General features: G+C 57.1%; 24 protein-coding genes. 12 read left to right on the plus strand and 12 right to left on the minus strand.

Translation table 11 applies throughout. From position 1 onward, the window contains the following. On the minus strand, positions 1-810 hold an 810-nt coding region (locus H3H36_RS24400; RefSeq protein ID WP_182220658.1), incomplete at its 3' end, for an MFS transporter. A gap of 226 nt (positions 811-1,036) precedes the next feature. Between H3H36_RS24400 and H3H36_RS24405 the strand changes: the two genes are divergently transcribed. After that, positions 1,037-1,309: a hypothetical protein gene (locus H3H36_RS24405; RefSeq protein ID WP_182220659.1), complete on the plus strand. Its 273-nt coding sequence runs from the start codon at positions 1,037-1,039 to the stop codon at positions 1,307-1,309. Here H3H36_RS24405 and H3H36_RS24410 read toward each other — a convergent pair. The 3 genes from H3H36_RS24410 to H3H36_RS24420 form a co-directional block, all read right to left on the minus strand. Then, complete coding sequence (locus H3H36_RS24410; RefSeq protein WP_182220660.1) at positions 1,276-1,641, minus strand: hypothetical protein; 366 nt, start codon at positions 1,639-1,641, stop codon at positions 1,276-1,278. The two genes, H3H36_RS24405 and H3H36_RS24410, sit on opposite strands and share 34 nt — an antisense overlap. A 167-nt stretch (positions 1,642-1,808) precedes the next feature. After that, on the minus strand, positions 1,809-3,575 hold the full coding sequence (locus tag H3H36_RS24415) for a diguanylate cyclase domain-containing protein (RefSeq protein ID WP_182220661.1): 1,767 nt from the start codon (positions 3,573-3,575) through the stop codon (positions 1,809-1,811). Positions 3,576-4,016: 441 nt separating this feature from the next. Then, a complete protein-coding gene (locus H3H36_RS24420; RefSeq protein ID WP_182220695.1) occupies positions 4,017-4,406 on the minus strand; it encodes a Rha family transcriptional regulator in 390 nt (129 codons plus the stop codon). 761 nt (positions 4,407-5,167) lie between these two features. Here H3H36_RS24420 and H3H36_RS24425 point away from each other — a divergent pair. Beyond that, positions 5,168-6,112, plus strand: a complete 945-nt coding sequence (locus H3H36_RS24425; protein ID WP_182220662.1) for a hypothetical protein — start codon at positions 5,168-5,170, stop codon at positions 6,110-6,112. Between the two features lie 990 nt (positions 6,113-7,102). Here the strand turns inward: H3H36_RS24425 and H3H36_RS24430 are convergent. Together H3H36_RS24430 and H3H36_RS24435 are read right to left on the minus strand one after the other, a co-directional pair. After that, positions 7,103-7,309, minus strand: a complete 207-nt coding sequence (locus tag H3H36_RS24430; RefSeq protein WP_182220663.1) for a hypothetical protein — start codon at positions 7,307-7,309, stop codon at positions 7,103-7,105. Between the two features lie 35 nt (positions 7,310-7,344). Further along, a complete protein-coding gene (locus H3H36_RS24435) occupies positions 7,345-7,665 on the minus strand; it encodes a hypothetical protein (RefSeq protein ID WP_182220664.1) in 321 nt (106 codons plus the stop codon). 117 nt (positions 7,666-7,782) lie between these two features. Here H3H36_RS24435 and H3H36_RS24440 point away from each other — a divergent pair, with 117 nt between their 5' ends. Then, positions 7,783-9,330 (plus strand): recombinase family protein, encoded by a 1,548-nt coding sequence (locus H3H36_RS24440; protein ID WP_182220665.1) that lies wholly within the window; start codon positions 7,783-7,785, stop codon positions 9,328-9,330. A gap of 84 nt (positions 9,331-9,414) precedes the next feature. On the opposite strand, the gene H3H36_RS24445 is transcribed toward H3H36_RS24440, so the two are convergent. Continuing rightward, positions 9,415-9,864 carry a hypothetical protein gene (locus H3H36_RS24445; protein WP_182220666.1) on the minus strand — a complete coding sequence of 150 codons (450 nt, stop codon included), beginning with the start codon at positions 9,862-9,864 and terminating at the stop codon, positions 9,415-9,417. Here H3H36_RS24445 and H3H36_RS24450 point away from each other — a divergent pair. Continuing rightward, positions 9,845-10,237 carry a hypothetical protein gene (locus H3H36_RS24450; protein ID WP_182220667.1) on the plus strand — a complete coding sequence of 131 codons (393 nt, stop codon included), beginning with the start codon at positions 9,845-9,847 and terminating at the stop codon, positions 10,235-10,237. The genes H3H36_RS24445 and H3H36_RS24450 overlap by 20 nt on opposite strands. 362 nt (positions 10,238-10,599) lie before the next feature. Here the strand turns inward: H3H36_RS24450 and H3H36_RS24455 are convergent, their stop codons facing one another. Together H3H36_RS24455 and H3H36_RS27765 are read right to left on the minus strand one after the other, a co-directional pair. Further along, positions 10,600-10,776 (minus strand): hypothetical protein, encoded by a 177-nt coding sequence (locus tag H3H36_RS24455; protein ID WP_182220668.1) that lies wholly within the window; start codon positions 10,774-10,776, stop codon positions 10,600-10,602. 350 nt (positions 10,777-11,126) lie between these two features. After that, positions 11,127-11,888, minus strand: a complete 762-nt coding sequence (locus H3H36_RS27765) for a replication initiation factor domain-containing protein (protein WP_375539619.1) — start codon at positions 11,886-11,888, stop codon at positions 11,127-11,129. A gap of 196 nt (positions 11,889-12,084) precedes the next feature. Between H3H36_RS27765 and H3H36_RS24470 the strand changes: the two genes are divergently transcribed. The 6 genes from H3H36_RS24470 to H3H36_RS24495 all read left to right on the plus strand — a co-directional run bounded on the left by H3H36_RS24470 (position 12,085) and on the right by H3H36_RS24495 (position 16,628). Beyond that, positions 12,085-12,537 (plus strand): hypothetical protein, encoded by a 453-nt coding sequence (locus H3H36_RS24470; RefSeq protein ID WP_182220669.1) that lies wholly within the window; start codon positions 12,085-12,087, stop codon positions 12,535-12,537. Between the two features lie 696 nt (positions 12,538-13,233). Beyond that, positions 13,234-13,461 carry a hypothetical protein gene (locus tag H3H36_RS24475; protein ID WP_182220670.1) on the plus strand — a complete coding sequence of 76 codons (228 nt, stop codon included), beginning with the start codon at positions 13,234-13,236 and terminating at the stop codon, positions 13,459-13,461. A 32-nt stretch (positions 13,462-13,493) separates the two neighbouring features. Beyond that, positions 13,494-13,811, plus strand: a complete 318-nt coding sequence (locus H3H36_RS24480; RefSeq protein ID WP_182220671.1) for a helix-turn-helix transcriptional regulator — start codon at positions 13,494-13,496, stop codon at positions 13,809-13,811. Beyond that, the gene (locus H3H36_RS24485; protein ID WP_182220672.1) at positions 13,777-14,769 is read left to right on the plus strand and encodes a reverse transcriptase family protein; all 993 of its coding nucleotides are present in this window, start codon (positions 13,777-13,779) and stop codon (positions 14,767-14,769) included. The genes H3H36_RS24480 and H3H36_RS24485 overlap by 35 nt, the downstream gene beginning before the upstream one ends. A gap of 52 nt (positions 14,770-14,821) precedes the next feature. After that, the gene (locus H3H36_RS24490) at positions 14,822-16,270 is read left to right on the plus strand and encodes a hypothetical protein (RefSeq protein WP_182220673.1); all 1,449 of its coding nucleotides are present in this window, start codon (positions 14,822-14,824) and stop codon (positions 16,268-16,270) included. Positions 16,271-16,304: 34 nt separating this feature from the next. After that, entirely contained in the window at positions 16,305-16,628 is a 324-nt protein-coding gene (locus H3H36_RS24495; protein WP_182220674.1) for a DUF1496 domain-containing protein, read from the plus strand. Between the two features lie 243 nt (positions 16,629-16,871). Here the strand turns inward: H3H36_RS24495 and H3H36_RS24500 are convergent, their stop codons facing one another. Next, positions 16,872-17,912: an AraC family transcriptional regulator gene (locus tag H3H36_RS24500; protein WP_229220087.1), complete on the minus strand. Its 1,041-nt coding sequence runs from the start codon at positions 17,910-17,912 to the stop codon at positions 16,872-16,874. A 91-nt stretch (positions 17,913-18,003) separates the two neighbouring features. On the opposite strand from H3H36_RS24500, the gene H3H36_RS24505 reads away from it, so the two are divergent. Next, positions 18,004-18,540, plus strand: coding sequence for a carboxymuconolactone decarboxylase family protein (locus tag H3H36_RS24505; RefSeq protein ID WP_182220675.1), 537 nt, complete (start codon positions 18,004-18,006; stop codon positions 18,538-18,540). Between the two features lie 111 nt (positions 18,541-18,651). Here the strand turns inward: H3H36_RS24505 and H3H36_RS24510 are convergent, their stop codons facing one another. Both H3H36_RS24510 and H3H36_RS24515 read right to left on the minus strand, forming a co-directional pair. After that, positions 18,652-20,976 carry a TonB-dependent receptor gene (locus tag H3H36_RS24510; protein ID WP_182220676.1) on the minus strand — a complete coding sequence of 775 codons (2,325 nt, stop codon included), beginning with the start codon at positions 20,974-20,976 and terminating at the stop codon, positions 18,652-18,654. 180 nt (positions 20,977-21,156) lie between these two features. Further along, complete coding sequence (locus tag H3H36_RS24515; RefSeq protein ID WP_182220677.1) at positions 21,157-23,196, minus strand: spermidine synthase; 2,040 nt, start codon at positions 23,194-23,196, stop codon at positions 21,157-21,159. 253 nt (positions 23,197-23,449) lie between these two features. Between H3H36_RS24515 and H3H36_RS24520 the strand changes: the two genes are divergently transcribed. Continuing rightward, positions 23,450-23,650 (plus strand): hypothetical protein, encoded by a 201-nt coding sequence (locus tag H3H36_RS24520; RefSeq protein WP_182220678.1) that lies wholly within the window; start codon positions 23,450-23,452, stop codon positions 23,648-23,650. Positions 23,651-23,672 lie beyond the last annotated feature (22 nt).

Genomic DNA, 23,672 nt, shown 5'->3' on the forward strand with positions numbered 1-23,672 from the left:
CGCCAGGCTCATGCCGGCGGTGGCGAAGACCAGGGGAAACAAGCCCCAGACCATGCCGTCGTTCAGATTGTTGACAAGCCCCGCTTGGCTGACACTGGACAGATTTCGATCGGTCAGCGAGGCACGGTGAAAAATTTCGCTTTGGCTTGGCAGTGCTAACCCGCCCCCAGCGTGGTGCGTTCGTACTTCGTGAGCCACAAAATGCCGAGTCTCGCGGACTACCAGCATCGAGAGCATCAAGCCGAGGATCACATAGATCACCCCGAGGTAGAAAGGCTGCGGCCGCAGTCCATAAAGAGACGCCAACCAGCCGGTGGCAAGCGCGCTCCCCGCCACCGCAAAGTAGCCTGCAAACTCGTTGAGTCCCATCGCAAGGCCACGCTGCTTTGGCCCAACCAGATCGATCTTCATGATGACGGTGGTAGACCAGGTAAGACCCTGACTCACGCCCAGCAATACATTGGCGGCGACGATCCAGTTCCAATCAGGTGCCCACATTAAGACAAAAGGAACCGGAATAGCAACCAGCCATCCGGCGACCAAGATGTGCTTGCGACCATGGCGGTCGGCAAGCCGTCCCGCGAAGTAATTGGTCAGCGCCTTGGTGACGCCGAAGACGACGATAAAGGAAAGAATAGCGGCCCGCGCCTTGATGTGGAACTCTTGCTCGGCAATGGCTGGTAGGATACTTCGCTCCAGACCCACCATTGCGCCGACGAAGGCATTGACCAAAACCAGCAGTGAGAACTGCCCCAAGTTTTCACGCAGCCCGAGACGGATGGCGGTCGTGTTCACAATTCGGCTCTCCATGTCGAGGTAAAATCACACCATGGCTTCCATCTCGGCTGGACATGCATAGTGGTCTAAAAAACGGGAAAGGCCCTATTCTAGCTACAAACGAATCGGACACCATGCATTCCACAACACCCAGCGCCTTCAACAGGGCGTTTCGCTTCTCGTTCCGCCGGGTACACAACATGGAGCGCAGCGCTGCGTGGCCATATAGTTTCGTGTTTGCTAATTGCTGGGAAGTGCTATGGGCGTCCAGGACTACGTAAATCATGTTGTGGTAAAACGCGCCACGGCCATACTCGCCAACTTCCTGAGGGTCCGCCGACGCTTGCAACTCGGCCAAGAGGTCGACCACTACCCGGACTTCCTTTTTCCTGAACGGGATGGCCGCGCTGAGCTTGGCAAGGAGCGCCGCTTTGACGCTGGCAATGACAGCATCCGTATCGTGACCGCAGATGGCGAACTGTGGATTTTCCCCGATGGCTACCGACTTCTGCTACCACGCCCGCAAAAATAAATCACGACCGATACAATGCAGGCGGACGCCATCGCGGCGTTGGAAGTACTAACTGGGCGAGACATAACCAGCGTGACCACGGCCAGCACCGCCCTGCCCGCGACAGGTAACATCGGCCCGTTGGGCTTGCCGATCGGCTGGTGGTAGTTCTTCACCAGCTCGTCAAAGAAGTCCCGGCCCAGCGCCTGCACGACGACGGCAGGGACGCGGAACTCGCCATTGCTGACGGCGACCGGCTGGCCGTTGGCCATGGCGGCCACGGAATCGCTGGTGCCGCTGCCCGGCCCCTGGATCATGCCGCCGTTGGCGAGACAATTATCGTCCGCGATCAATCAGCCAGTGCGAATCAGGTTTTCAGCAGTCACCACCTGTATAACAAAGGCCGCCTCGGCGACGGTGCGCTGATACGCAATGAGGGCATGTTGCCTATAGTGCTGGCGAAAGCGGCAGCCGCGCCGGTCTGTAATGTCGAAGGCGCCGGAAATTCCATCGCCAGCACTCACCCAGCCACAGCGAACGAAAATGCGTTGCGGCCACCACGCTTCGCCCTGTACATTGCCTCATCAGCAGCTTTGAGTAGGGAAGCAGCGCCATCGCCGTCCGTCGGATAGATGGCGACGCCGATGCTGGCGGAAATGACCAGTTCGTGCAGCCCAATCACAAACGGACGACAAATCTCATCCAGCATCTTTTGCGCCACTCGCGCTGCATCCTCCTTCCCGTTGATGTCATTGAGGATTGCGGTAAACTCATCGCCACCTAAACGTGCGACGGTATCCGATTCCCTGGCGCTCGCTGCGAGCCTCGTGGCTGCCATCTTGAGCAGGTCGTCGCCAACATCGTGACCGAATTTGTCGTTTATTTCCTTGAAATGGTCGAGGTCGATGAAGAGCAGGGCCATCGCCAGCTTGTTGCGGCGGGCGCGGATAATCTCTTGATGCAGGCGATCCATAAACAGCGAGCGGTTCGGCAAGTCGGTGATTGGGTCGTGATAGGCTTTGTGATGGATGAACTCCGCAGCCTGCTTGGCCTCGGTAATATCGTTGATAACTCCAACGTAGTGTTCAATACGGCCATTGCCATCGCGTATCGTTGTGATCGTCTCGCTCACCAGGAACAGGCTGCCGTCTTTGCGACGGTTCCAAATTTCACCATTCCAACAACTGTGTTTGTTGATAGTTTCCCAGATACCGCGATAAAAGTCGGCATTGTGCAAGTTTGACTTGATGATGCGCGGATTAGCCCCTATTAACTCTTCAGCGGAGTACCCAGTGATGGCGCAATAGGCTGGATTCACCGAGACGATGGCGCCATCGGGATTGGTGGCTACTACACCTTCGCTGATGTTGGAATATACGTTGGCAGCCAAAGTGTGCAGCGTCAGCAGATTAAATGCATTTTTGATGGCAGACCCAACATCCGACACTTCCCGAACTCGGATGTGTGGGACGGTGACTGACGCCCCCGATCCCAGAGCCATAGCCGGCGCAATCAATGCTCGTATGGAACGGGCAAGGTGGCTTGCAAGAATTGACGCCAGGACGACACTGACCGTTATGAGAATAACTATCGTGACCAGCAACAGCAGGAATCGCTGCCGCAATTGCGCCGTGAATTGTTGGGTTGGGATACCGATGGCAACGGTCCATTTCGTCCTGGGTGAGCGACTGAAGACAGCGCTGACAGGAATGCCTTCTAGGGTGTTGGTTTCGACCATGCCTTCCGCCGCCACCTCCATGCGCTGCAACAGCAACGGAACCACTTTTTTGCCGACGAATCTATCTGTTGCGTGAGTACGCGAGGCAATAACGCCCTGGGTATCAAGAATCGATACTATCCAGTCTGGAGGTAGGTGCTGAGCAAGCGGTATTTGCCCCAGTCGCTCCGGGAAAATCCCGATGCTGAGGTCATAAATGGCCTTGCCATTCTTAAACACCGGAACATCAATGCTCACAACCGGCCGGTGTAGCGCGCCGCCAACGTAAACGTCCGATATGACCGGCTTCATCGTCTTGAAGACTTGTTGCAATTGCTTTGGATTGCCGTGGCGCGGTAATGGGCCGGGAAACGGACGTATGGTGTTGACTAACTGCTGCCCCATCTCGTCGCTGAGAACAAAGTTGTTGCCGATTTCGGTTTGTTGCAGCAGGTCCGTTGCATGTTCATAGAACGTAGCAAAGTCTCCTGAGAACAAATACCCAGAAGTAGCCATCGCCTGTGCGGCAGCTTGGGCCTTCAGAAGTTCGGCGTCCACCGCCTGCGCCATGGCACGCGCCGTCTGGATAGTATCGACCTCTAACTGGACACGTTCTCTCTGGTAGGAGATGTAGAGAATGGCCGACGCCCCGAACACACCAGGTAGGAGACAAGCCAGAACAAGCGAAATTAGGATAGTACGAACCGAAACAGACCAGCGTATGGCAGCAGGACTTGGATTTCTCGATTCTTCTGGCACACCCTACCTCGCCGAATATATTTACCAACAGTGTAAGCGAAGAGGTCTATTTCTTAGTGGAATTTTTTTGGAACGGCATCATGTCGATGGTTTACCGTGGCTCTGTTGCACGCATTCAGTCGGGGGCCACCCGGTTTCAATACGCGCAACGCCTTAGCCCACACACCCACTCGATGGGTGATGTCGCCACCGCTCAACTGCATGCCTATGAAGCCCATGGTGATGCGCGACCAGCCACCAAGTGCGCTCAGGTTAACCGAAGCTGGTCCGCTGCCGCCCTTTTTGCCCGCCGTCAGGTGGTACGGCGGGTCGGTCACGATGGCCTCCATGCTTTCGGCCGGCATGTTGCGCGTGCATGCGCAGCAACAGCGTCTGCTGGTCCAGGGCGATGTAGGCCGCCATGGCGTTGAAGGCGGCGATGTACGCTTCCTTGAAGGCCATCGCCGCCTCGCCAGTAAAGCCCATGACCAGCATCACGAAGCCGTCCTTGGTCATCTTGACCATGCGCTGAATGTTGCCACGCCCATCAACATATTCATGCGGCTGAAAATTCAGCCGCATGAAATCATGAGAACAGTTCAGCATATCGTAGGCGCGCAGCACGTTCTTGTGTCGCTTGCCGAAGCTCTTGACGACCGTCAGCGAGTCCGTAGGCTGTGGCTATAATGAGCCACATGTGCCCACCAAGACTCACCCTGGTACCACCGCCACCCAGCTTGAAGCTGGACACTCCGCTGTCGTTGACTTGGCGCGACGGGTCCGCGCTGCATGTAACGGAAAGGGGAATATTGCTGTTGGACGCTACGGCACCGTACTTGGTCAATCCCGGCCCGCCAACTTCGTCGCCGATGAGCCTAATCCACTCGTCGGACAAGTAGCAGTCCCCGACACGGTACGATCCCGTCGTTGCGGACGTCAGTCCTCGTGCTGTAGCATGAGGGCTGCCTCCCACCACCAGCACCCGCCATGAAGCGTTCTCGCTATGCCGATCAACCAAGAGCCTACGCCATGCATCGCATGACAGTAGCGATTGATCGCATGATCGCCGCCACCACCCCGGAGGGTAAGCGCCGTGCTGCCCAGTGGGCTGCGGCATGGGGCGTAGCGTCTGGCAGCCCTGTTCCACACACCATTAAGCTTCGTCCCAGACCGCAGCATAGGCATGCCACATCCTCAGTCGGACTGGCCGCACCGAAGTAGCTGGACGGCACCACAGCAGCCCCTATCGATATCTAAAATCTTGCGCAGGGCAGGCTTTTTCTTCAACGACAGATACCCGCAAAGTACCGAGTGTTCACCCTGTGTTCGCGCCGTTCAAACTGCTATGCTGTATTCATGCAGGTGGCGCGTAAGTGGATCAGTTGACTGATCGCGGCTGCACGCCGCAACTGAGGGAGTTAATCATGACACATACTCTGGCAGCCGTATTTGATAATCGTGCTGATGCAAACGGCGCCCGCGAAGCACTGATAGATGCCGGCTTTGATGTTGCATCCATTCAACTGAGCGATTCTGCTACTGTCGCCGGCGCTGGACAGCAATTCGATGCTATCGTTAGCTCGAACGAAGCTGGCGATGCCATCGCCGACAAGATTAAACACTTCTTCAGTAGGTGCTTTGACACCGACTACCGCGAACACCGCATTTATTCCGAGGCTATAGAGCGGGGGTGTGTAGTCTTGACCATCCAGGCAGTTAGCCGTGAACAAGCCAGGAACGCGGCGGTCATTGTCGATACCTTCGGACCGTTGGATATCAACCAGCAACAAGCCCGATGGGGTGCTGGCGAATGGGCTGGCATCAAGATGGAGCAAGGCAGCGTACCCAATCCTCAGCCAGATGTCGGCTTACAACAACGTTCACAGCAACAACGCGACATGTTGCAAACAGCGCAAAGGGGGGCGCAGGAAATGGTGCAGTCGACGCAGTCCGAGTCATCTGCCTCTCGGCAGGGAATGCAGGAGGCGGGGGCGATGCAACGTGCTGTGTCCGAAGCGGAGTTACCGCACGACGCGGCCTCCCGGCTCGACAACAGCAGACGCCTGCCGCCCACGCCCAATCAGGGCAGCTTGAACATACAGCGTGGCGACAGCCTAGGCATCAGCGAGGACACGTACTTCCGCGCTCACTGGCTGGACACTTTTTCCTACATGGGTGGCACTTATCAAGAGTACGACCCCGCGTATCGATACGGTGCATCGATGGCGAACCGCGCAACCTATCAAGGTAGCGCCTGGGAGGATGCCGAACCAGAATTGCGAGAATCCTGGGAGCGCGACTATCCGGCATCACGCTGGGACAAGGTAAAAGAGGCGGTACGTGCAGGATGGGTGCGCATGACGAAATAGTTTTTTGGTTTAAACACCATGGCCAGCATCTCGAGGCCACGCGCCGTGCAGGAAACGCTGACGCTGGGCGCTCCGTTCAGCGTGACCCCGACCAGCACCGCAGCAGCACCCTAGCGGCAGTGGTCAGTATCGGCCCGTTGGACTTGCCCGTGGGCGTGAGGTAGTTCCGTACCAATTCATCGAAGAAGTCCCGTCCTAGCGCCTATACGACAGCCGCGGGGGCACCGAACACATCGTTGTTGATGGCGACCGACTGATCATTGGCAATGGCGCCAGGGAGTCGCTGGTGCCGATTCGCGCCCCCTGGATCGCGCCGCCGTTGGCGAGGCGGCTTTTTTGTTGAAGGCCGATACGCCCAGCAGACTATTCAACGTGCAGCCCTGCATCAGGTCGTGTACCGGGCTGCTTGTTCATCGCGGTTGGGGCCAAGCCCATGCCGGTCAGGTTGTAGCCGTTCAGGTTGTCGGGCTGATTGGCCACGTTCGTGAAGCGGCCTCCCTGGCGCAGGATGACGCGAGCGTCACCTGCGTGGCTGGCCGGGATGGTCGGGTAGCGCTGCTTCGGTGGCTGACCTGGCCGGATGGGATAGCCGCAGTCGGCGTGGCGAATAGGAGCGATCAGGTCGAGGTCAGCGTAGGCCGCCGCCTGGATGCTGTTCGGGCGAGCCGTCTCAATGCTATGGTGCCGGACGTGGCGGGCATGGGCGGCATGGGCCGCTACATGGTGCTGGGCGGTTGCAAACCTGATGTTTGCCCCCCCCCAGCTGTCCTATCAGGGCAAGGCGAGAGGCCGAAGGCTTCTCTTATTCCGCCCCAACTAGAAGGTCGTCGTTAGGACAGGTCAGAACTCACATTTCTCAAAGTTCTAATAAGCTCCTCTGCGGCACTTCTTGGCCAACCTCGAAACTCAATATCCGCTTCCCGAGCAATCCGTCTAGTCAATTGGAACGCAGGATGCCCGTCCGGGTCGCGCTTGATTGGGGCGACTCCTTCAGTCGGTGCAGGCGACGCCAACGGGGCAGAATTCAATGTGGACATGATGAGCCTTCAGTTCTTGCCACGTTTGTAGTACGCCTGTTGAGTTTAAAGCCACTTCGTACTTAGTCAAGGCAATGGCGATGGCGATGGCGGCCATCAATTCTGGGATGGACAGGACGCCAATCCTTCCGGGGCCGGATGTCGCCGGCATCATAGACATCCCGGCATCCAGTTACCCTGCACGGCTCCGTCGTTTTAGTCAGCATGGCTGATGTCGCGCTGAGCCGCCAGCATGCCGGCCGAGGAGACTACAGTATCCGACATGATGTAAGCAATGGCGACAACGTCCTCCACCGTGACAGCAAGCGTGCCGCCCCCCGGCCATGAGGACAGTGCGAAAGAATATTGAACCGTCGGGTTCCGTCCTGCCATCGCTGCGGTCAACGCAACTAGCGCGGTCTTCAACGGCACACCAAAATCAGCCAACAACGCCGCAGAAAAAAAAACTCCATGCGACGCCGCCAACTCTTTCGCAGTCAACACAAGCAGTTCATCCCGAATTTGCCTCGTTTCCATGTCTGGCCTCCTTCCCAGACTCTGGCACGTCGCCAAGGGAGTATATTGAGGTCGATCAACCCCTGCGCATGTAGTCTTGGGGGCCGCGTCCGTATGCCACCACCTTTGAGAATGCCCATGCCAAATCGCCTGGTCAGCGCGGTACCACCCTCGGCGGCACCCCGCAAGCGCGCCGCAGCGTATATGCGAATGTCGACGGAGCGGCAGAACTATTCAATTCAACACCAAAGCTGCGCAATTAACGACTATGCCTTGTGCCACGGCATCGAGGTCATCAAGACCTACGTGGACAGCGGCAAGAGCGGCTTGCGCATAAACGGTCGAACTGGACTCAAGAACCTGATCGATGATGTTTTGTCTGGTTCGGCCGATTTTGAAATTATCCTGGTCTACGACGTGAGCCGCTGGGGACGATTCCAGGATGCGGACGAGAGCGCCTACTACGAGTTCATCTGCCGCCGCGCTGGCATTGGTGTCGTCTACTGCGCGGAGCTTTTTGCCGACGACGACTCCCCCATGGGGGCAGTGCTAAAAAGTTTGAAGCGCCTGATGGCCAGCGAATACAGCCGAGAGCTGTCCGCCAAAGTGTTTGCGGCGCAGTCCAATTTCACCCTCATGGGATTCAAACAAGGTGGCCACGCGGGCTATGGCTTAAGACGCCTTGCAGTCGATCAGGCCAGGAACAAAAAAACCATCCTGCGCCAAGGAGAGAGGAAGCCCGCGCAAACCGACCGCATAGTTCTAGTCCCCGGTCCTAGTGACGAGGCCGAGGTGGTTCATTCCATCTACGACTGGTATACCCGATACAAATTGGGCGACTCGCGCATCGCATTGATGCTCAACGTAGCCGGCATACCAAGCGAATCGGGAAAGCCTTGGACGAAGAAAATAGTCCGTAGCGTGCTGACCAACGAAAAATACATCGGAAACGCAGTTTACAACCGGACGTCCTACAAGCTGAAAAAACATCCTGTCAAAAATCCTCGCCACATGTGGATCAGGAAAGATGCCGCCTTTCCTGCACTCGTGCCCGCCCCCGTATTCGACATGGCCCAAGCGGAGCGCCAGCAAAGGCATCGATGCTACACGGACACCGAACTGCTGGACATGTTGCGGGAGGTCCACGCCAAACATGGAAAGGTCACGGCCCTGCTGATTTCGGCAAGGGGCGCCGCTCCAACGCCACAAACCTTCAAATACCATTTCGGCACCTTGGCGAACGCCTACTCTCTCGCGGGGGTGGCCTGCGAAGAGAACTTCTCGTATGTTGAATCGCGTCGTGCGCTCCGAGCAGTCCGCTCGAATCTGGTAACCAGGGCGCTGGAACTCATCGCCTTGGCCGGTGGCAGCGCCACGCCCACTGATGACCAAGACACGCTGAGGGTCAATGGGGCGCTTACGCTCAAAATCATGGCCATCCGATGTCAACACGAGGGCAAAGGGCTTCTCCGGTGGAGGATTAAGCTAGGCAAAACGGCCAACGCGGATTTTGTTATTGCGGCGCAAATGGACGAAACGAACCGACAGGTACATTGCTTCTACCTGCTGCCCATGGCGAACTTCGATGGAAAATGGCTTCCGCTACCCACTCGATTCGGTGCACCGAGTGGTTTGACCCAATATCGATATGCAACGCTGGAAGCCATATTCGGAATTCATGTGTGACGCCCCCCCCCTTTTGCAGACGCTAAGACGTGAGCTGAACGTGAAGCGGCGCGGTGGGCAGGAAATTCTGCCGGATTCCGGTCCCTATCCCGCGAGAACGCGGAAGAGCTGCACAATATCCTGCCGGACGACAGCAGGCCGATCACGATCTGGTTGAACCCGCCGTTCTCGGCCAGCGCCGACCGCATAGAAGGCGCCCGTGACACGCAGATCGGCGCCCAGCACATCGAGCAGGCATTGAAGCGCATGTTGCCAGTAGGCCGTCTGGTAGCCATCCAGGGCCAGGGCATGGCAAACGGCAAGTCGGCTTTCTGAACTTGGTGGTGTATTTTCAAACAGGAATATACTGGTCCAACGAACATCGGCGCGGACGGGGCGAACTACGCCAAGTACGGCACCACGGTTGATAATCAGCTGCTGGTCATCGACAAGACCGGCAAGACCACCGAGCCGGTGCTGACCGGCACCGTCAAGGGCGTGGATGCCTTGCCGGCTATGTTGGAGGGGATTCGCAATGATCGACAACAACCACATGAACCGGGTGCAATTGGTGAACCAGTTGCCGCTGAACCGTATCGCCATGAAGTGGCTGGACGAGATTTACCCGGAAGCGCCGGACCAATCGGAACTGGCCGTGCTGACGCTGATGCGCTGGGGGCTGGACAACCACCTGCAATTCCAACCGAAGGCACCGCACCACCCCGACTGGGAACAGCTGATGTATCAGATCAATCTGATGTCAGAGTGGGAACCTCGCAACGCGATGGCGTTCCTGACCAACCCGGAAGACCACGAGGGCGCGACAGTGCTGTATCCGAGCCAGCTGGCAGCCGAGCCGACAGCGGAGGACGCGGCCCAACTGCTGCTGGAAAACCTGTACGATGCGATGGTGGCGACAATGCCGTAAAAGCGGACAGCAAGAGCGACATACGCATCGAGGTGCAGGACGCCCAGCGCAACAAGGACGAACTAACCGACGCCCCATTTGAAAACTACACGCGCCTGCGCTTGAAAATTCCCAACGTCAAGGCCGGCCATGTAGTCGCGCAGGTCGCCCCCGTTCTGCCGGGCCACCTTCACCATGCATCCCAAACCAATCGGCGCCTTCAACAGGGCGCTTTGCTTCTCGTTTCACCAGGCACCCACAGGGGAGCGTGATTCGTGGCCGTATAATTTCATGGTTGCCAATTGCTGGGTGGTGCTATGGGCGTTCTGAACCAAATAAATCGAGTTGTTACAAAACGCGCTACGGCCCTAATCGCCCACGTCCTAGCAGCCCGCCGAGGCTTGAAGCACGGCCATGAGGTCGGTCATTACCCGGACTTTCTCTATCCTGAACGGGATGGCCGCGCCCTGCTTGGCAAGGAGCGCCGCTTTTACGCCAGCAATGACGGCACCCGCATCACGACTGCTGATGGTGAAGTATGGATTTTCCAATGTGGCCACCGACTCCTGCTACCGCGCATGCACAAATAGGCCTTCGTCATTGAAGCCAGCTCGGATGCGCGACAGAATAACCTTGTCCCACTTCCTCGCAAGCCCCTTGTAAAACGTCGACGGAGCGGCGGGACATTGGCGGGACACTCCAGCAAGTTCAACAAGTACAATCCAGCATCAACACCAGCAAAAGAATCAACATAAGCCATTGATTCTACTGTGCTAATTTGCCTTACTTTGTTCTCATTTATCCGCCGAGCAAGATTTGTAATCATCAGGTGATCCGTTCGATTCGGATAGTCGGCACCATATAAAACAAGGGCTTACAGCAATGTAAGCCCTTTGTTTTTTGGTGGGTGTCAACCAACTGTCAACCGCGTCAACGGGTTCAGCAGTTTGGCTTCCTGTAGGTGGTCAGGACTGAGGTGCGCGTAGATCATGGTCGTCTGAAGGCTAGAGTGGCCCAGCACTTTTTGTAGCGCCAGGATGTTCCCGCCATTCATCATGAAGTGGCTGGCGAAGGTATGGCGCAGAACGTGCGTGAGCTGGCCGGGCAGCAGTTCGATACCAGATTCCTTCACCGCCATTCGGAATGCTCCAACTGAGCTCTTAAAGATGCGGCCGGTCGCATCTCGATTATTCGCCTTGTGGAACTCCCGCAGCCACTTCTCCGCCGCGTCGTGATTAATGACTGCGGCTCGTCGCTTTACTTCAAACCGTGATCCAGCATCGATTGCGCCGAATCGCTTGAACTGGTCCATGCAGGGATAAGCACCCAAGAAGAACTCGCTTGGGTTTAGGAGCACATCCGGACTGATCACCGTATTAGCGTTCTTAAACTCGATTTCGCAGCGGCACCAGCCGCTCTCCTTGTCGCCCTCTTTCCGCCCCTTTTCGTAGAAGCGAACAAATTTGGAGGAGCTTCGAACTCCAACGGTCAAAGTACGGCCCTTGCCATTTGGCTTCTTCCAGTTGCCCAGGTTCTGCACTTCCGGTGGACGGCCACCTTTTGCGAAAGTGAACCCGCCAGACTCCCATTGCGTCTCGGCCCAGTCCACGGACAAGTAGGACCCATCGAAGTCGTCATGAGCGAGGTCAATGCGCGATATCGACGGACGAATACTTCTTTCCCAAAGCGTACAGCGCGATCACGAATCCCAAGTCATCAAGAGACGTTAAGCCTACATCGGCCGAAGTGCGGCAATCGGCCATTGTTCCCACCGCTCCGCCAGCGTTTCAACTGGTCGGCTACTACCGTAAGGGACAACAGTGCTTCGGCATTCGCCGTAACGGTGAAATAGTGCAGGAACCAGATCAATGCAGGGAGAAGCTGAATTGAGTAAATCGTATAAATCATTTTTTATCGCTGCCATATTGGCGTCGTCATTTGCTCGTGCAGAGGAAGTTGCGCTCAACTTCGCGGCGGTTCCGCTAGTGCAGTTTGCGCAGTCCACCTACAGGGCCATGCTTAAGCGCGATTTTGTCATCGCGCCCGAACTGCTCGCCACTGAAAAGCCGATTTCTGTCTCGGTGCGAAGCATTAAATCTGAGGATTTGCCTCGGTTCGTTGAAAGTGTCTTGTCTGCTCAAGGAGTGAAGAGTGAACTACGTGATGGAGTGTACTTTCTTAGTCTTGCTGGCTGCGACGGCGGCGCTTGTTCCTCTGGCGGCGGCAGGTCGCCTATTCCATTGTCTGGCGCAGTTCCGCCACCACACGGCGGAGGCGGTGTGGTGGATGGTCTTTCTGTCACAGGTACGGGATGTATTTGATCTGAGGCGTTCGGTTGTGGTGTTTGCGCAGCGACGGTCAGATGCGCTGCAACTTGAGCGCGCAGCATTGAAGCTTCATGCTCGATGGCGAGTGGATGCGCCGAGTGGCGCGGTTGTCTATTCTGACGGTGTGCCAACCTGCATTGCTCCCATTCGATGGTCTGCTGGAGGGCGCAATGAATGGTTGAACTCGGCCGCGTATTCTGAAGTTTTGAACTATCTGTTATTCGCTGGTCGCAGTGTACCTCGACCTTCGATTTCGATAGCTGAGTGGGCTTGGGGACAAGGCAAGTCTCTGCAATGATTTGGTTTGGTTTGGTTTGGCCGATCTTGGCTCGCGCCCCAACAAAGTCACGGTTTTGCGAAAAAACTTCGCCATTAGCGAAAAAAAATGCTTGCGCCGAGGGGTGTTATTCGCTAAAGTGTTCCTGTGATTTGGTAAACAGAGATACCTCGAAGGCAGTTTGGAGCGTTTGCTCGTGGCATGCTGTTGATGCCGAAACCATGCTTCGGTCTCCCCGTCGCGTCGATCTACGACTGACGATGACTGTGCATACCTGGTTGCGCCGAGGGTGGCGCAACCAGTCACTAATGGAAGAAGGGGTAGTTCGGTCGTTTTCTCTGTCCTTTTGAAGAACGAGGGGGGCTTTGCCCACATTAGGCAATCGTGTCTAGTGTCTTCAAAAAGGAAACAAAATGAGTAGTAAGAAACAAATCACGAAACGATCGACGCAAGATGTAGAAAAAACTACTGAAGCACCAAAAACTAGGGATGTCCTCGTAAAGTTTGCGAAAGCGGCATTGCGAAAAATTCTGTTGCGCCCGGCAACGTGGCGTTTTCTGGTAGTACACCTGCCGGAAGTGGGAGCTAAGGTAGAAGAGTGGCTGAAGGATGTTATTGCATTCTTTAGCGACTTGTTCTAAATCGAGCGCCCCTTCCATTTTTGAGGTCTTTTATGATTAATAACGCATTGAAGTTGATACGGCAGTATCACAATATTAAGCAATCGCAGTTGGCTGACAGATTGGCGATATCATCGTCTTATTTATCGGAATTAGAGTCAGGTAAGAAAGAGCCAACTCTTGATATTTTGCACCGTTATTCTGAAGTTTTTGGTGTTCCATTGTCATCCCTTGTCGTATTTTCGGAAACTCTAGATGGAACGCAAAATATCAGTAAAGCTCGGTCATTCATCTCCAAAAAAATGCTAAAAATACTTGAGTGGATCGCCGAAAAAGATGACATCGAGCCTGCGAAAACCAAAGCAATATGAACTTGAGAAATCGCCATTCTTTCAGCTCAAAAGCAAGAAAAAACTGGCAGAGCTACTTAATGTCAGCTTACCCTCTCTAAGTCGTACTCAGATTGAAAAGTTAGCCTCGTGCTACCGAATATTTGTTGATCGTGAGTCACGCCGCTTTATTACTGAACCGGTAGGTGAGTTACAAGTTATTCACCAAAGACTGCTGCAGTACTTTTCGCGTATTGCGCCTCCGGACTATTTGCATTCAGCGCGAAAGAAACGCTCATATAAGTCAAATGCGGAACAGCACATTGGCAATACAAATGTGCTGAAGATCGATATAAAAAAATTCTTTCCATCGGTTCAGTTTTCATATATTCATGACTTCTTTTCCAATCAGCTCCAATGTGCCCCGGACATTGCTGCGATACTCGCCCGCCTGTGTACGGTAAAGACGAGTCGACACGGGGTTCACTTACCCACTGGTAGCTGCATCAGCCCAGTTCTTTCCTTCTTGGCGAACAAGCCAATGTTTGATCGAGTTGCAGCACTCTGCGCAAGTCAGCGCTGCACGTTTTCACTTTATGTGGATGACATTACCATCTCTGGCGCCGGCGCAACTCACGCCCTTCTTACTTCTATCGCTGTTGAGATAAATAACGCGGGATACGGGTTTCATAAGATTAAAAGCTACTTCTCTGAACCAGCAGTTGTAACCGGCTTGATTGTCACTCATGACAGGCTTTGCCTTCCGCATGAGCGCCAGAAGAAGATTCGCGAGGTAGCTGAGGCATTGCGCATCAGTATAGACACTGGCATACGCGAACGACTATTGGCCAGCCTGGTTGGTCGCCTGTCTGAAGCAGAGCAGATAGACACCAAATATGGTAACTATCGCAAAATCGTTTTAGCACGTTATTCCGCAGACTGGAAACGTGTTGTGGCTCATCGCCTTGCAAGGATGAAGAAAAGCGCAAAACGTCCTTAGGGCGCGCAATTCACCGTGTGATATCACTCACCATCGTCAACTAGGTCACGTAATGTCGATATTTTCATCAGAGAAAGAAATGCAGGAGTGGCTAAGTAGCCATTTGGAAAAGGAAGAAGGGCTAACTGATCTGGTAATTAATCGAGAGGAGATCGCCGAGCGGAAGCCACGGAACTATGCAGAAGCACGAGTTATCGATTCGATTAATAAGGTATTTTCTTCACTACATAGTACTGTAAAGATTTCAGAGGACGAGAATATTTCCTCTGTGACCGGTGAAATCTTACGCCCCGACTTTGTGCTGTATTCTCCAGATACGCAATCACTAATTATTGTTGAATTAAAGAATTTAGTGTCTCCATCTCGCCAAGCCGGGACCGAGCTTGCCGCGTATTCTGCCGGAATTAGAAAATTTACTCCACTCCTTGCCGAAGGCGATATGGCTCACGTTTTGATTTCTTCGGTTTGGCCAACTCTTCTTAAACACTATGCACGCGATCAAATTCTTTGGCAAGGTCGCAATTTATTGTGTTTAACACCGGTCCAACTTGATACTTCCGAAATAGCATTGGCGATCGTTGACCCTGGTGAGATTTCCGGAGTGGACCTTGAATATCGGTTGACTCCTGAGCAAGTCTGTGGCTATCAGATATGCCTATATAACTATCAAAATAAAGCCGATCTCACGCAACATGAAAATCAGTTGAAGGCAGCGCTACAGCTAATGGCGAACGAGGGCAATCGGCAGCGATCTCATGGGTTTGCTTATCTTTGGCGTGACCATGCAAGCTTCAGCTTGGCTCCATATTCGATTACTTGCATGGTAGTGGCTCCATTTGCTTTCCCTGATGAAATTTTGAAGGAAAAGCAAGTCGCTGATTCGTCATTCTTTGATAAATTCCAAGAAGTCATCCAAGATTTCTGTCCATCAGGTCATGGTGAAGCACTGAAAGAAATATCTAATATCGGAAGGGATTTCGTCGAAAATATATGCGACCCACGGTATGAGGGGTTTTATTCATGGGAGATGCATCGAATGGAAATGCAGCCTCGTGCTGAGAAGATTGCTTTTATTGGCTGGGGCGTCTTTGGCGAAGTATTTTTTTCTGAATTACAAAAAAAATATCAATCAGGAAGTGCCGTCATAGACCTTATGGACCCCGAGATCGGTGACTACGCTGTTGATGCTTTAGTTGAAACTAAAGCTGCAATTGTGTCAGCTTTCGATGAAGTAGCAAATCCGCAGAAGGGTCAAGAGCGCGACGGATACTATGCAGGGCCACCGGATAATTGCGACCTCTGCGGAAAGTCACTTGCCAGAGAGAAATATTTTATTGATGGTAAGCTTTCTGGCAGCCATATGTGGGCAAATATGTGTGGACACTGTTACAGGTTGCGTGGGGAAGACATACGCTGGGGGCGAGGACAGCTATTCAAGAATTGCGGTCCAGGTCGCTGGCTTATGGTTGGAGGATTTGAAGATGATGAATTTGTGCAATAATGCCATTGAGCAATACTAGCCTAGTGGAGAACTCATGATCAAAAGCCTTACTTTAAGCGCACTCCTGTTGCTGTCGATGTCCGTTGGCGCACAAACTGTACCTTTGAAAAGTCAGCCTTCAGCTGAAAAGCCAAAAAGAGAGTACGCGCCAACCTCGTATTGCATATACGACGACAAGAAGTATTCGGAGGGTGCTGTTAAGGCCGTCGATGGCCAGGTGCTGATTTGCATGGTCAGAGACGGGATTAGCGTTTCCTTTGAGGAAGGGGTTCAAGCACCACGCGACCTTGTATGGGAGCTTGGCAGCTCGTTCCGTGGCAAGTCACGACTGAAGGCGTCATCTGACGTTACAAAGTAATTTTGCTGTCAACCGAACGTCAACGCTACTGTTAGATCGCCAAGGCAGCACTGTTAGATCAGATAGTGTAAGTATCTGATTTCGCTACACAATGTTAGTTAGTGTTATCGCGGCTGAAGAATTTGTAATCATCAGGTGGCCAGTTCGAAACCGGCAGTCGCACCACAATTCAGCTTTCAATTCAACGCCTTACGTGTCCTGCACGTAAGGCGTTTGTGTTATTGGACCTGGCACGGAGACACGTCAGCGACTGGCCTGGGTCGCCGTTCCCGCCGCCAGCGAAGCGCGCTCGTCGATGGCCATGCCCCCGCCCCGCGCATCGCGCCGGTAAGCGCCGGGTCCCGTGCCAAAGTGGCGCTTGAAGACCCGGTTAAACGCGGCCTCCGATTGATAACCTACCTGCTCCGCGACATCCCCCATCGGCAATTGCGGATCGGCCAGCAGGGTGGCCGCCTTGGCCATGCGCATGCGCAACAGGAATTCCGCAGGGGTCGCGTTGGCCCGCTTTTGAAAAACGCGGGCAAACGTGGCGCGCGACATATGACATGCCGCCGCCAGTTCGGCCAATTGCCACGGACGTTCGGGCGCGGAGAAAATCGCCTTGAGCGCTGGCTGGAGGCGTCGCTCGGACAGCAAGGAAAACAGGCTGGGCCGGCACTCCGTCTGTCCGGCCTGCTCCACCCACGCGCGCATCAGCAGCGCGAACAACGCCGAAGCCAACTGTGAAATCACGGCCGAAGCGGCTGGGCGGGCGCCATCCGTTTCCAGTTTCAGCATGTCGATCAGAGTGCGCAGCATGAGCAAATCGCCGCGCTCGCGCGTACGAATGTGCACCACGTCAGGCAATTCCCCAAGCAGCGGGTTCGCGCCCCTACGCTGAAATTCAAATTGGCCGCACAAGATGCCCGTCTCCGGCGCGGTGCCGGCGTTATGCAGCAGCCGCAACGGACCATCGTTCTCCTCGATGGGCGGCGGTACCGGGGCACCGGAATGCGACACCGAATACAGGCGATGCGCCTGCCCGGAGGGGAACAGCACGATATCGCCGGGTTCCAGCGCGATCCTGCTGCGCTCACCGATGTCGAGATACGCGTGTCCGCGCATCATCAGGTGGTATGGAGCGATGCCAGCGGCGCTGACGGCATGCTCAATGGCCCAATCACTGCCGAATCGGCATTGCGTATCCAGTGCGCTGTGGACCGGATACAGCGCCAGTAAGTGGCTTAAATTATCCATGCAGATCCAATTGAGACGATTGAACAAATTATCGGCGGTTTCGAGCATTCAAGCTGATGGCCGGTCTCGCTAGACTGTTCTCCATGCCGCAACACCTGACAGCCGGCATACACAGTCTGACTAACCGAAAGGAATCATCATGACCCGTCTGCACACCGTACAACCCGAACAAGCCACTGGCCGTGCCGCTGAACTCTTTACCGCGATCAAAGGCGCCATCGGCATGGTGCCCAATGCGTATGCCACCATCGGCTCGAACAGCCCGAAGGCCCTGGAGGCGGCGCTCCAGCTTGACCAGACGCTGGGTAAAAGCTCGCTCTCGGCCAAACAGGTGGAGACCATCAAGCTGGCCGTCAGCGCCCATGCCGGCTGCGATTACTGCGTCGCCGCCCACACGCTGATGGGAAAACGTGCGGGTCTCGGCCCCCATGCCATGGCGGCCATTCGCGCCGGCGGCACCAGTGGCGATGGGGCGCTGGATGCGCTGGCACACTTCGCCCGCCATCTGGTGAGCAGCAGCGGAACCGTGGCCGCCAATCACATCGCGGCGATCAAGGCGGCCCACTACAGCGACACCCAGATCATCGACATCCTGCTCACCATCGCCACCATCACTTTCACCAATCTGGTGAACCGGGTCAATGATACGGTGATTGACTTCCCGGCCGCCGACTGACCGGGCGCGCTTGCGGGCAGGCCGATCCGCGCCGTCTGGTCGCGGAGGGCCTGTCGCCGGTGCCTGGGCGGGAGCCGGATGGCGGCGCGGTACGGAAGAAAAGGGGGGGGCTCAGAACTTGCTCGACAAGCTCATCCCGATGCTGCGCGGATTGACGCGGTAGCCCTGCACGATGGACGCCACCTGCGGATGCTGGATCAGCGTATCCTCTTCCAGCGCGTTCTTGACGAACACGGTCAGGCTGACCCGGTCAAAGCTCATGCCCGCGCTGAGATCCACCGTGTGATAGGCCGGCCGCAGGTAATCGGTCTGGTCAGGATTCAACGAGCCGTGGCTGGAACCCACCCACTGCACGCCCCCCATCACGAACGCGCCACGCTCGCCCACGGCGAAGTTGTACTGTGCATTAACGGCCGCGTTGTACTTCGGCACACCCTGGATAGGCGCGCCTTCGTGCGCGCCCACGATGCCCGACTGCAGTCCGATATCGTTCGACAGTTCCGCCTTCACATAGCCGCCGGACGCGCTCAAGGTCAGCCCCGACATCGGCTTGCCCTTGATCTCGAACTCGAAACCCTTGCTGGTGGCGTCGCCCGCGTTGGCGTTGTAGGTGTAGGCGCAGGTCGGCAGATACACGCCCTGCTGGATATTCTTCCACTTCACGTAGAACAGGTCGGCGTTGACAGTCAGCCGGCCGCCCATGAAACGCGACTTGTTGCCCACCTCGTAGCTCCACAGGCTGTCCGGCGCATAAGTGCCGGGTGCCGCCGTGATGCCGTTGGCCGCCAGGTCCTGGCCGCACGTGGTGGGTGGCACGTAGACGTTCGAGCCGCCCAGGCGGAAGCCCTTGGCCACGCTGGTGTAGACGGTGTTGGCGGGATCGATCTCCCAGGTCAGCGCATATTTCGGCGTGAACGCCTTGGACGATTGCTCGCCGCCGCCGTTGCTGCCCGCGCCGGCCAGGTAGTTGCCATTGAGCTGGGACAGCGTTGAAGTCGCCTTCAGGTAGCGCGCCCCCACCGTCGCGTGCACCGTGGGTGTGAAGTAGTAATTGGCTTCGCCAAACACGGAGCCCTGGCGTTCGCGGTAGTGGAAGTTACCGGAGAACGAGTTATCGTTCGGGAAGTCGTTCGGGTACGCGCCCGGCAGAATATCGGGGTCCGAGGTGCTCAGGCCAAATTGCTGGAACAGCGCGTTGACGCCGAAGATGGGGTCGTTCTCCGTCACGTTGGTGTGCTGGTTGGCGTAATACGCGCCGGCCAGCCAGGTCCACGGCGACACGGCCGCGTCATATGGCTTGGAGGCGAGCCGCACTTCCTGCGCGATCTGGCGCACCTGGTTGTTCAGGTAGACGGCCGACGGCAGTGCCGCCACGCCATCGATCAATTCCTGCGGCGCCGTGCCGCCATCGGCCACCGACGTCAGGAAGGTCGACAGCGAATAACTGTTGTAGGCCGAGCCGTTCTGGGTGCGGTCGAACTTGCGCTGGAAATAGCTGGTGCTGGCCGTGAGGTCGGCCGCGCCCATGTCCCAGTTGATGGTCACGCTGGGCGCGAACAGCACGTCGTTGGATGGCTCGCGCACCTGCTTTTGCGACTGGTAGCGCGGCAGTTCCAGGTTGAACGCGGCGATATCCTTGGCGTTGACCCGCTGGTAGTAGACCGACGGCGACACCGTCAGCGTGCGGGTCGGCAGCCACTTGAGCGCCACGCGCAGTTCCTGGTCGTCGATCTTGTTGATGTTGTTGGCCAGCGTATTGCCGGCACCGTCCACCTGGTTGATGAAGCCGCCCGTGTGCTGCACCTGCGCGCCAATGCGCAGCGCCAGTTCATCCTTGGCCAGCGGGAAGTTGCCAACGATGTTGGCGGCGTAATTCATGCTGCCGCCCTTGGTGCTGGACGCTTCCGTGTAGGTGGTGAATTCACGGTCCTTCAGGTCCGGCTCGTTGGGCACGAACTTGATGGTGCCGCCCATGGAACCGGCGCCGTACAGCGTGGCCTGCGGTCCGCGCAGCACTTCCACCCGGTCCAGGTCGAAGAACTTGGGTTCGATGTTACCCATCGTATAGACGTTGCCCACCGTGACCGGCACTTCACCCAGGTAGATGCCCACCGTGGCCGCGCCGGCGGCCGAACTGATGCCGCGGATCTCGATGTTCGACGTGCCCGGCCCGGCCCCGCCATTACCGGTGGCGGCCGTGAAGGAGACGCTGGGCACCACGCGCGTGAGGTCGGTGATGTCGTTGACGTGTTCGTTCTGCAGTTGGGCGCCGGTGACGGCGCTGATGCTCATCGCCACCTTGCTGGGGTCTTCCTTGCGCTTTTGCGCGGTGACCTTGACCACTTCGATCTGGTCGGACTGCACCACTTGCGACCATGCCGGCGCGCCCAGGGTGGCGGCCACGGCGACGACGAGAACTTTTCTGCGTATTTTCATGCGTATCTTTCCAAGAGTGGCGAGCTGGCTCCATGTAACGACATCCGCGCTCTCGCATGGTGCACGAATCAGTGCAAGAATGGTAAAAAATGCCAGCAAGTGTGGCGTTTTTTCATCTTTTCCAACGAGATCATCCTGCTTGCATTATAAGCAAGAAGCCGGCCACGGCGTTCGCCGTTTCTATTTGAGGACACTCAGGATGCTGCTGTAGTCGTCCGTCCATGGCCGAACCGCAGTGCGGCGCGGCGCCTGGGTGGCGACATGCCGTATCCGCTCCGGGTGGGCCATGCTGGCCGGCCGCCCCACCAGCACCCATTGCGCACGGCTGACGCCCGCTTGGGGATCCGAATAGGAATCGACCAGGAAGCTGTCACGTTGATAGTAGGCGGCCGCGCTTTGCACCACGGGCACCAGGTCCAGGTGCAGGTTTGACACGTGCACCGCCAGCACGCCGCCGCCATTGAGATGGCGGAAGTACGCGCCGAACGCTTCACGCGTGAGCAAATGGACGGGGATGGCGTCGCCGGAAAAGGCGTCCAGCACGAGCAGGTCGAAGTGCTGGGGCGGCTCGGCCTCCAGCGACAGGCGCGCGTCGCCGTGGGCGATCTCCACCCTGGCCTTGCAGTCGGACAGGAAGCTGAATTCCGACGCGGCCAGCTGGCTGACCAGCGGATTGATTTCATAAAAGCGGTAGTAGTCGCCGGGCCTGCAGTAGGCGGCCATGGTGCCCGCCCCCAGGCCGACTACGCCCACCCGCTGCGCCGCCTCCGTGCGGCTGGCGGCCAAGCCCACCCCGGCGCCGCTCGCCGGCCCGTAATACGATGTCGGCCAGCGCCGGCGGTCCAGCCGCAGGTACTGGAAACCATGCAGGATAGTCCCATGCGACAGTTGGCGCGCCGCAGCGCTGCCCTGGCCCACGTCGCGCACCCGCACGATGCCGTAGAAATTCCTGGCCTTGATGGCCCCCCGGTCAATCAGCAATTCCTTGCCCACGTAAAGGCAGGTGCTGAGCGTGGCCGTGAAGACGATCGCTTTGCGCCACGATTCGCCGGAGCCCATGAGCGGCATGACCACGTCCGGCTCGCGGCACACGGTGAGGAACACCAGCAGCAGTGCGCCGATGGCGGCCATAGGCAGTTCATAATTGTCGTTGAACAGCCGGGGCGCCAGCAGCGCCACGAACACGCCGCCGATGGCGCCCCCGGCGGCGATCATCAGGTAATAGGACGTCAGCCGGGCCGGCGCGGGTTTGAGCCGGGCCAGCTCGCCGTGGCACACCATGCAGCAAACGAACAAGCTTGCGCTGAACAGCGCGATCTGCCCGGCCGCGCTCTCGCTAAGCAGCAGGGGGAACATGCTCAGCACGATCATCAGCGGCACAATGGCGACGAACAGGGGCAGATACCAGCCACGCCGGTACCAACCCCCACCCTCGAAGCACAGGATAAAACTGAGCAGGTACAGCACCAGCGGCAGCACCCACAACAGCGGGATGGGCGCGATATTCTCCGTCAGGTGGCTGGTGATGGCCATCAGCAGCACCGTCGGCAGCGCCGCCAGCGCCGCCCACCGCGCATGCGCAGACCGTTCCGGCGCCGCGGGCGCGGCGTCCGCCGTAGACACCGGCGCGTTGCCCGCCATCCAGGCGCCGCGCAAGGACAACGCGCTGCAGCACAGCACGAACACGCCATAGCCGGCCGACCATCCCAACGACATGGCGCCCGCGGCCAGTCGGGGCTCGAACCACAAGGGATAGCTGAGCAAGCCAAGCAGGGAGCCACAATTGGACAACGCGAACAGGCGGTAAGGAATGCGTCCCGCCTCCTCACGGGCATACCAGGCCTGGATCAGCGGCCCGGTGGAAGAGAGCAGGAAATACGGTAGCCCGATCATGGCCGCCATCAATCCCAGGATGCGCCACGACGGGTCGGCGTCGCCGCCCGGTTTCCAGCTGGCGTCGGGCATGATGGGCAGCAGCGCCACGCTGGCCGCCAGCAGCACGCTATGCAGCACGGCCTGGCGGCGCGGGCGCAAGTGGCGCATCGTCAGGTGCGCGTACAGGTAGCCGAGCAACAGCAGCAGCTGGAAGAACAGCATGCAGGTGCTCCACACGGCTGCCGAGCCGCCGAACCACGGCAGGACCATCTTGCCGACGATGGGCTGGATCTGGAACAGCAGGAAGGCGCTCAGGAAGATCGTGCTGGCATAGAGTAGCGTCATCGTTACGGTCCGTTCCCAAGACTATCGATACGCCAGCTTAGAGTGGCGCCCGTTGGGGCGCAATAGCTGATTTGTCCTGCTTCCACGCCCCCTGCACCGCCGCGCGGCGCCGCGCTTCCCGCCCGCTATCCGCATTCTGGCCCGTCAAAAATGCAGTTCGTCGCATGTCAATGGTGACGGGAACGCGCCCTGTCTATAGTTCACTCATCGCAGCACACATTCGAACGCAGCACCAACGACAAGGAGCATCATCATGAACATCGCCAAAAACATGGAAGCCATCTTCATCATCGCCACCGTGCTGATCGCCGGCACCAGCCTGGCCACTGCCGCCGTTCCCGCGCACCACGCCGCATCGCACGCCGTGGCCAAGGTCGACAACGCGCCCATGCAAGTGGTGACCATCAGCGCCAAGCGGCTGACGGCGGAACAAAAAGCGGCGCTGGGCAACTGAGCGAACGCCTGCACACATCACC

The sequence above is a fragment of the Rugamonas fusca genome (genome assembly GCF_014042365.1).
Lineage (GTDB): Bacteria > Pseudomonadota > Gammaproteobacteria > Burkholderiales > Burkholderiaceae_D > Rugamonas > Rugamonas fusca.

Bases quoted from the DNA above. Each gene is read 5' to 3' on its own strand.
- H3H36_RS24405 (WP_182220659.1), top strand. From the start codon at position 1,037: ATGGGCGTCCAGGACTACGTAAATCATGTTGTGGTAAAACGCGCCACG.
- H3H36_RS24415 (WP_182220661.1), bottom strand. From the start codon at position 3,575: ATGGCGCAGGCGGTGGACGCCGAACTTCTGAAGGCCCAAGCTGCCGCA.
- H3H36_RS24425 (WP_182220662.1), top strand. From the start codon at position 5,168: ATGACACATACTCTGGCAGCCGTATTTGATAATCGTGCTGATGCAAAC.
- H3H36_RS24430 (WP_182220663.1), bottom strand. From the start codon at position 7,309: ATGTCTATGATGCCGGCGACATCCGGCCCCGGAAGGATTGGCGTCCTG.
- H3H36_RS24435 (WP_182220664.1), bottom strand. From the start codon at position 7,665: ATGGAAACGAGGCAAATTCGGGATGAACTGCTTGTGTTGACTGCGAAA.
- H3H36_RS24440 (WP_182220665.1), top strand. From the start codon at position 7,783: ATGCCAAATCGCCTGGTCAGCGCGGTACCACCCTCGGCGGCACCCCGC.
- H3H36_RS24450 (WP_182220667.1), top strand. From the start codon at position 9,845: ATGATCGACAACAACCACATGAACCGGGTGCAATTGGTGAACCAGTTG.
- H3H36_RS24445 (WP_182220666.1), bottom strand. From the start codon at position 9,864: ATGTGGTTGTTGTCGATCATTGCGAATCCCCTCCAACATAGCCGGCAA.
- H3H36_RS24470 (WP_182220669.1), top strand. From the start codon at position 12,085: ATGCAGGGAGAAGCTGAATTGAGTAAATCGTATAAATCATTTTTTATC.
- H3H36_RS24475 (WP_182220670.1), top strand. From the start codon at position 13,234: ATGAGTAGTAAGAAACAAATCACGAAACGATCGACGCAAGATGTAGAA.
- H3H36_RS24480 (WP_182220671.1), top strand. From the start codon at position 13,494: ATGATTAATAACGCATTGAAGTTGATACGGCAGTATCACAATATTAAG.
- H3H36_RS24485 (WP_182220672.1), top strand. From the start codon at position 13,777: ATGACATCGAGCCTGCGAAAACCAAAGCAATATGAACTTGAGAAATCG.
- H3H36_RS24490 (WP_182220673.1), top strand. From the start codon at position 14,822: ATGTCGATATTTTCATCAGAGAAAGAAATGCAGGAGTGGCTAAGTAGC.
- H3H36_RS24495 (WP_182220674.1), top strand. From the start codon at position 16,305: ATGATCAAAAGCCTTACTTTAAGCGCACTCCTGTTGCTGTCGATGTCC.
- H3H36_RS24500 (WP_229220087.1), bottom strand. From the start codon at position 17,912: ATGCTCGAAACCGCCGATAATTTGTTCAATCGTCTCAATTGGATCTGC.
- H3H36_RS24505 (WP_182220675.1), top strand. From the start codon at position 18,004: ATGACCCGTCTGCACACCGTACAACCCGAACAAGCCACTGGCCGTGCC.
- H3H36_RS24510 (WP_182220676.1), bottom strand. From the start codon at position 20,976: ATGAAAATACGCAGAAAAGTTCTCGTCGTCGCCGTGGCCGCCACCCTG.
- H3H36_RS24515 (WP_182220677.1), bottom strand. From the start codon at position 23,196: ATGACGCTACTCTATGCCAGCACGATCTTCCTGAGCGCCTTCCTGCTG.
- H3H36_RS24520 (WP_182220678.1), top strand. From the start codon at position 23,450: ATGAACATCGCCAAAAACATGGAAGCCATCTTCATCATCGCCACCGTG.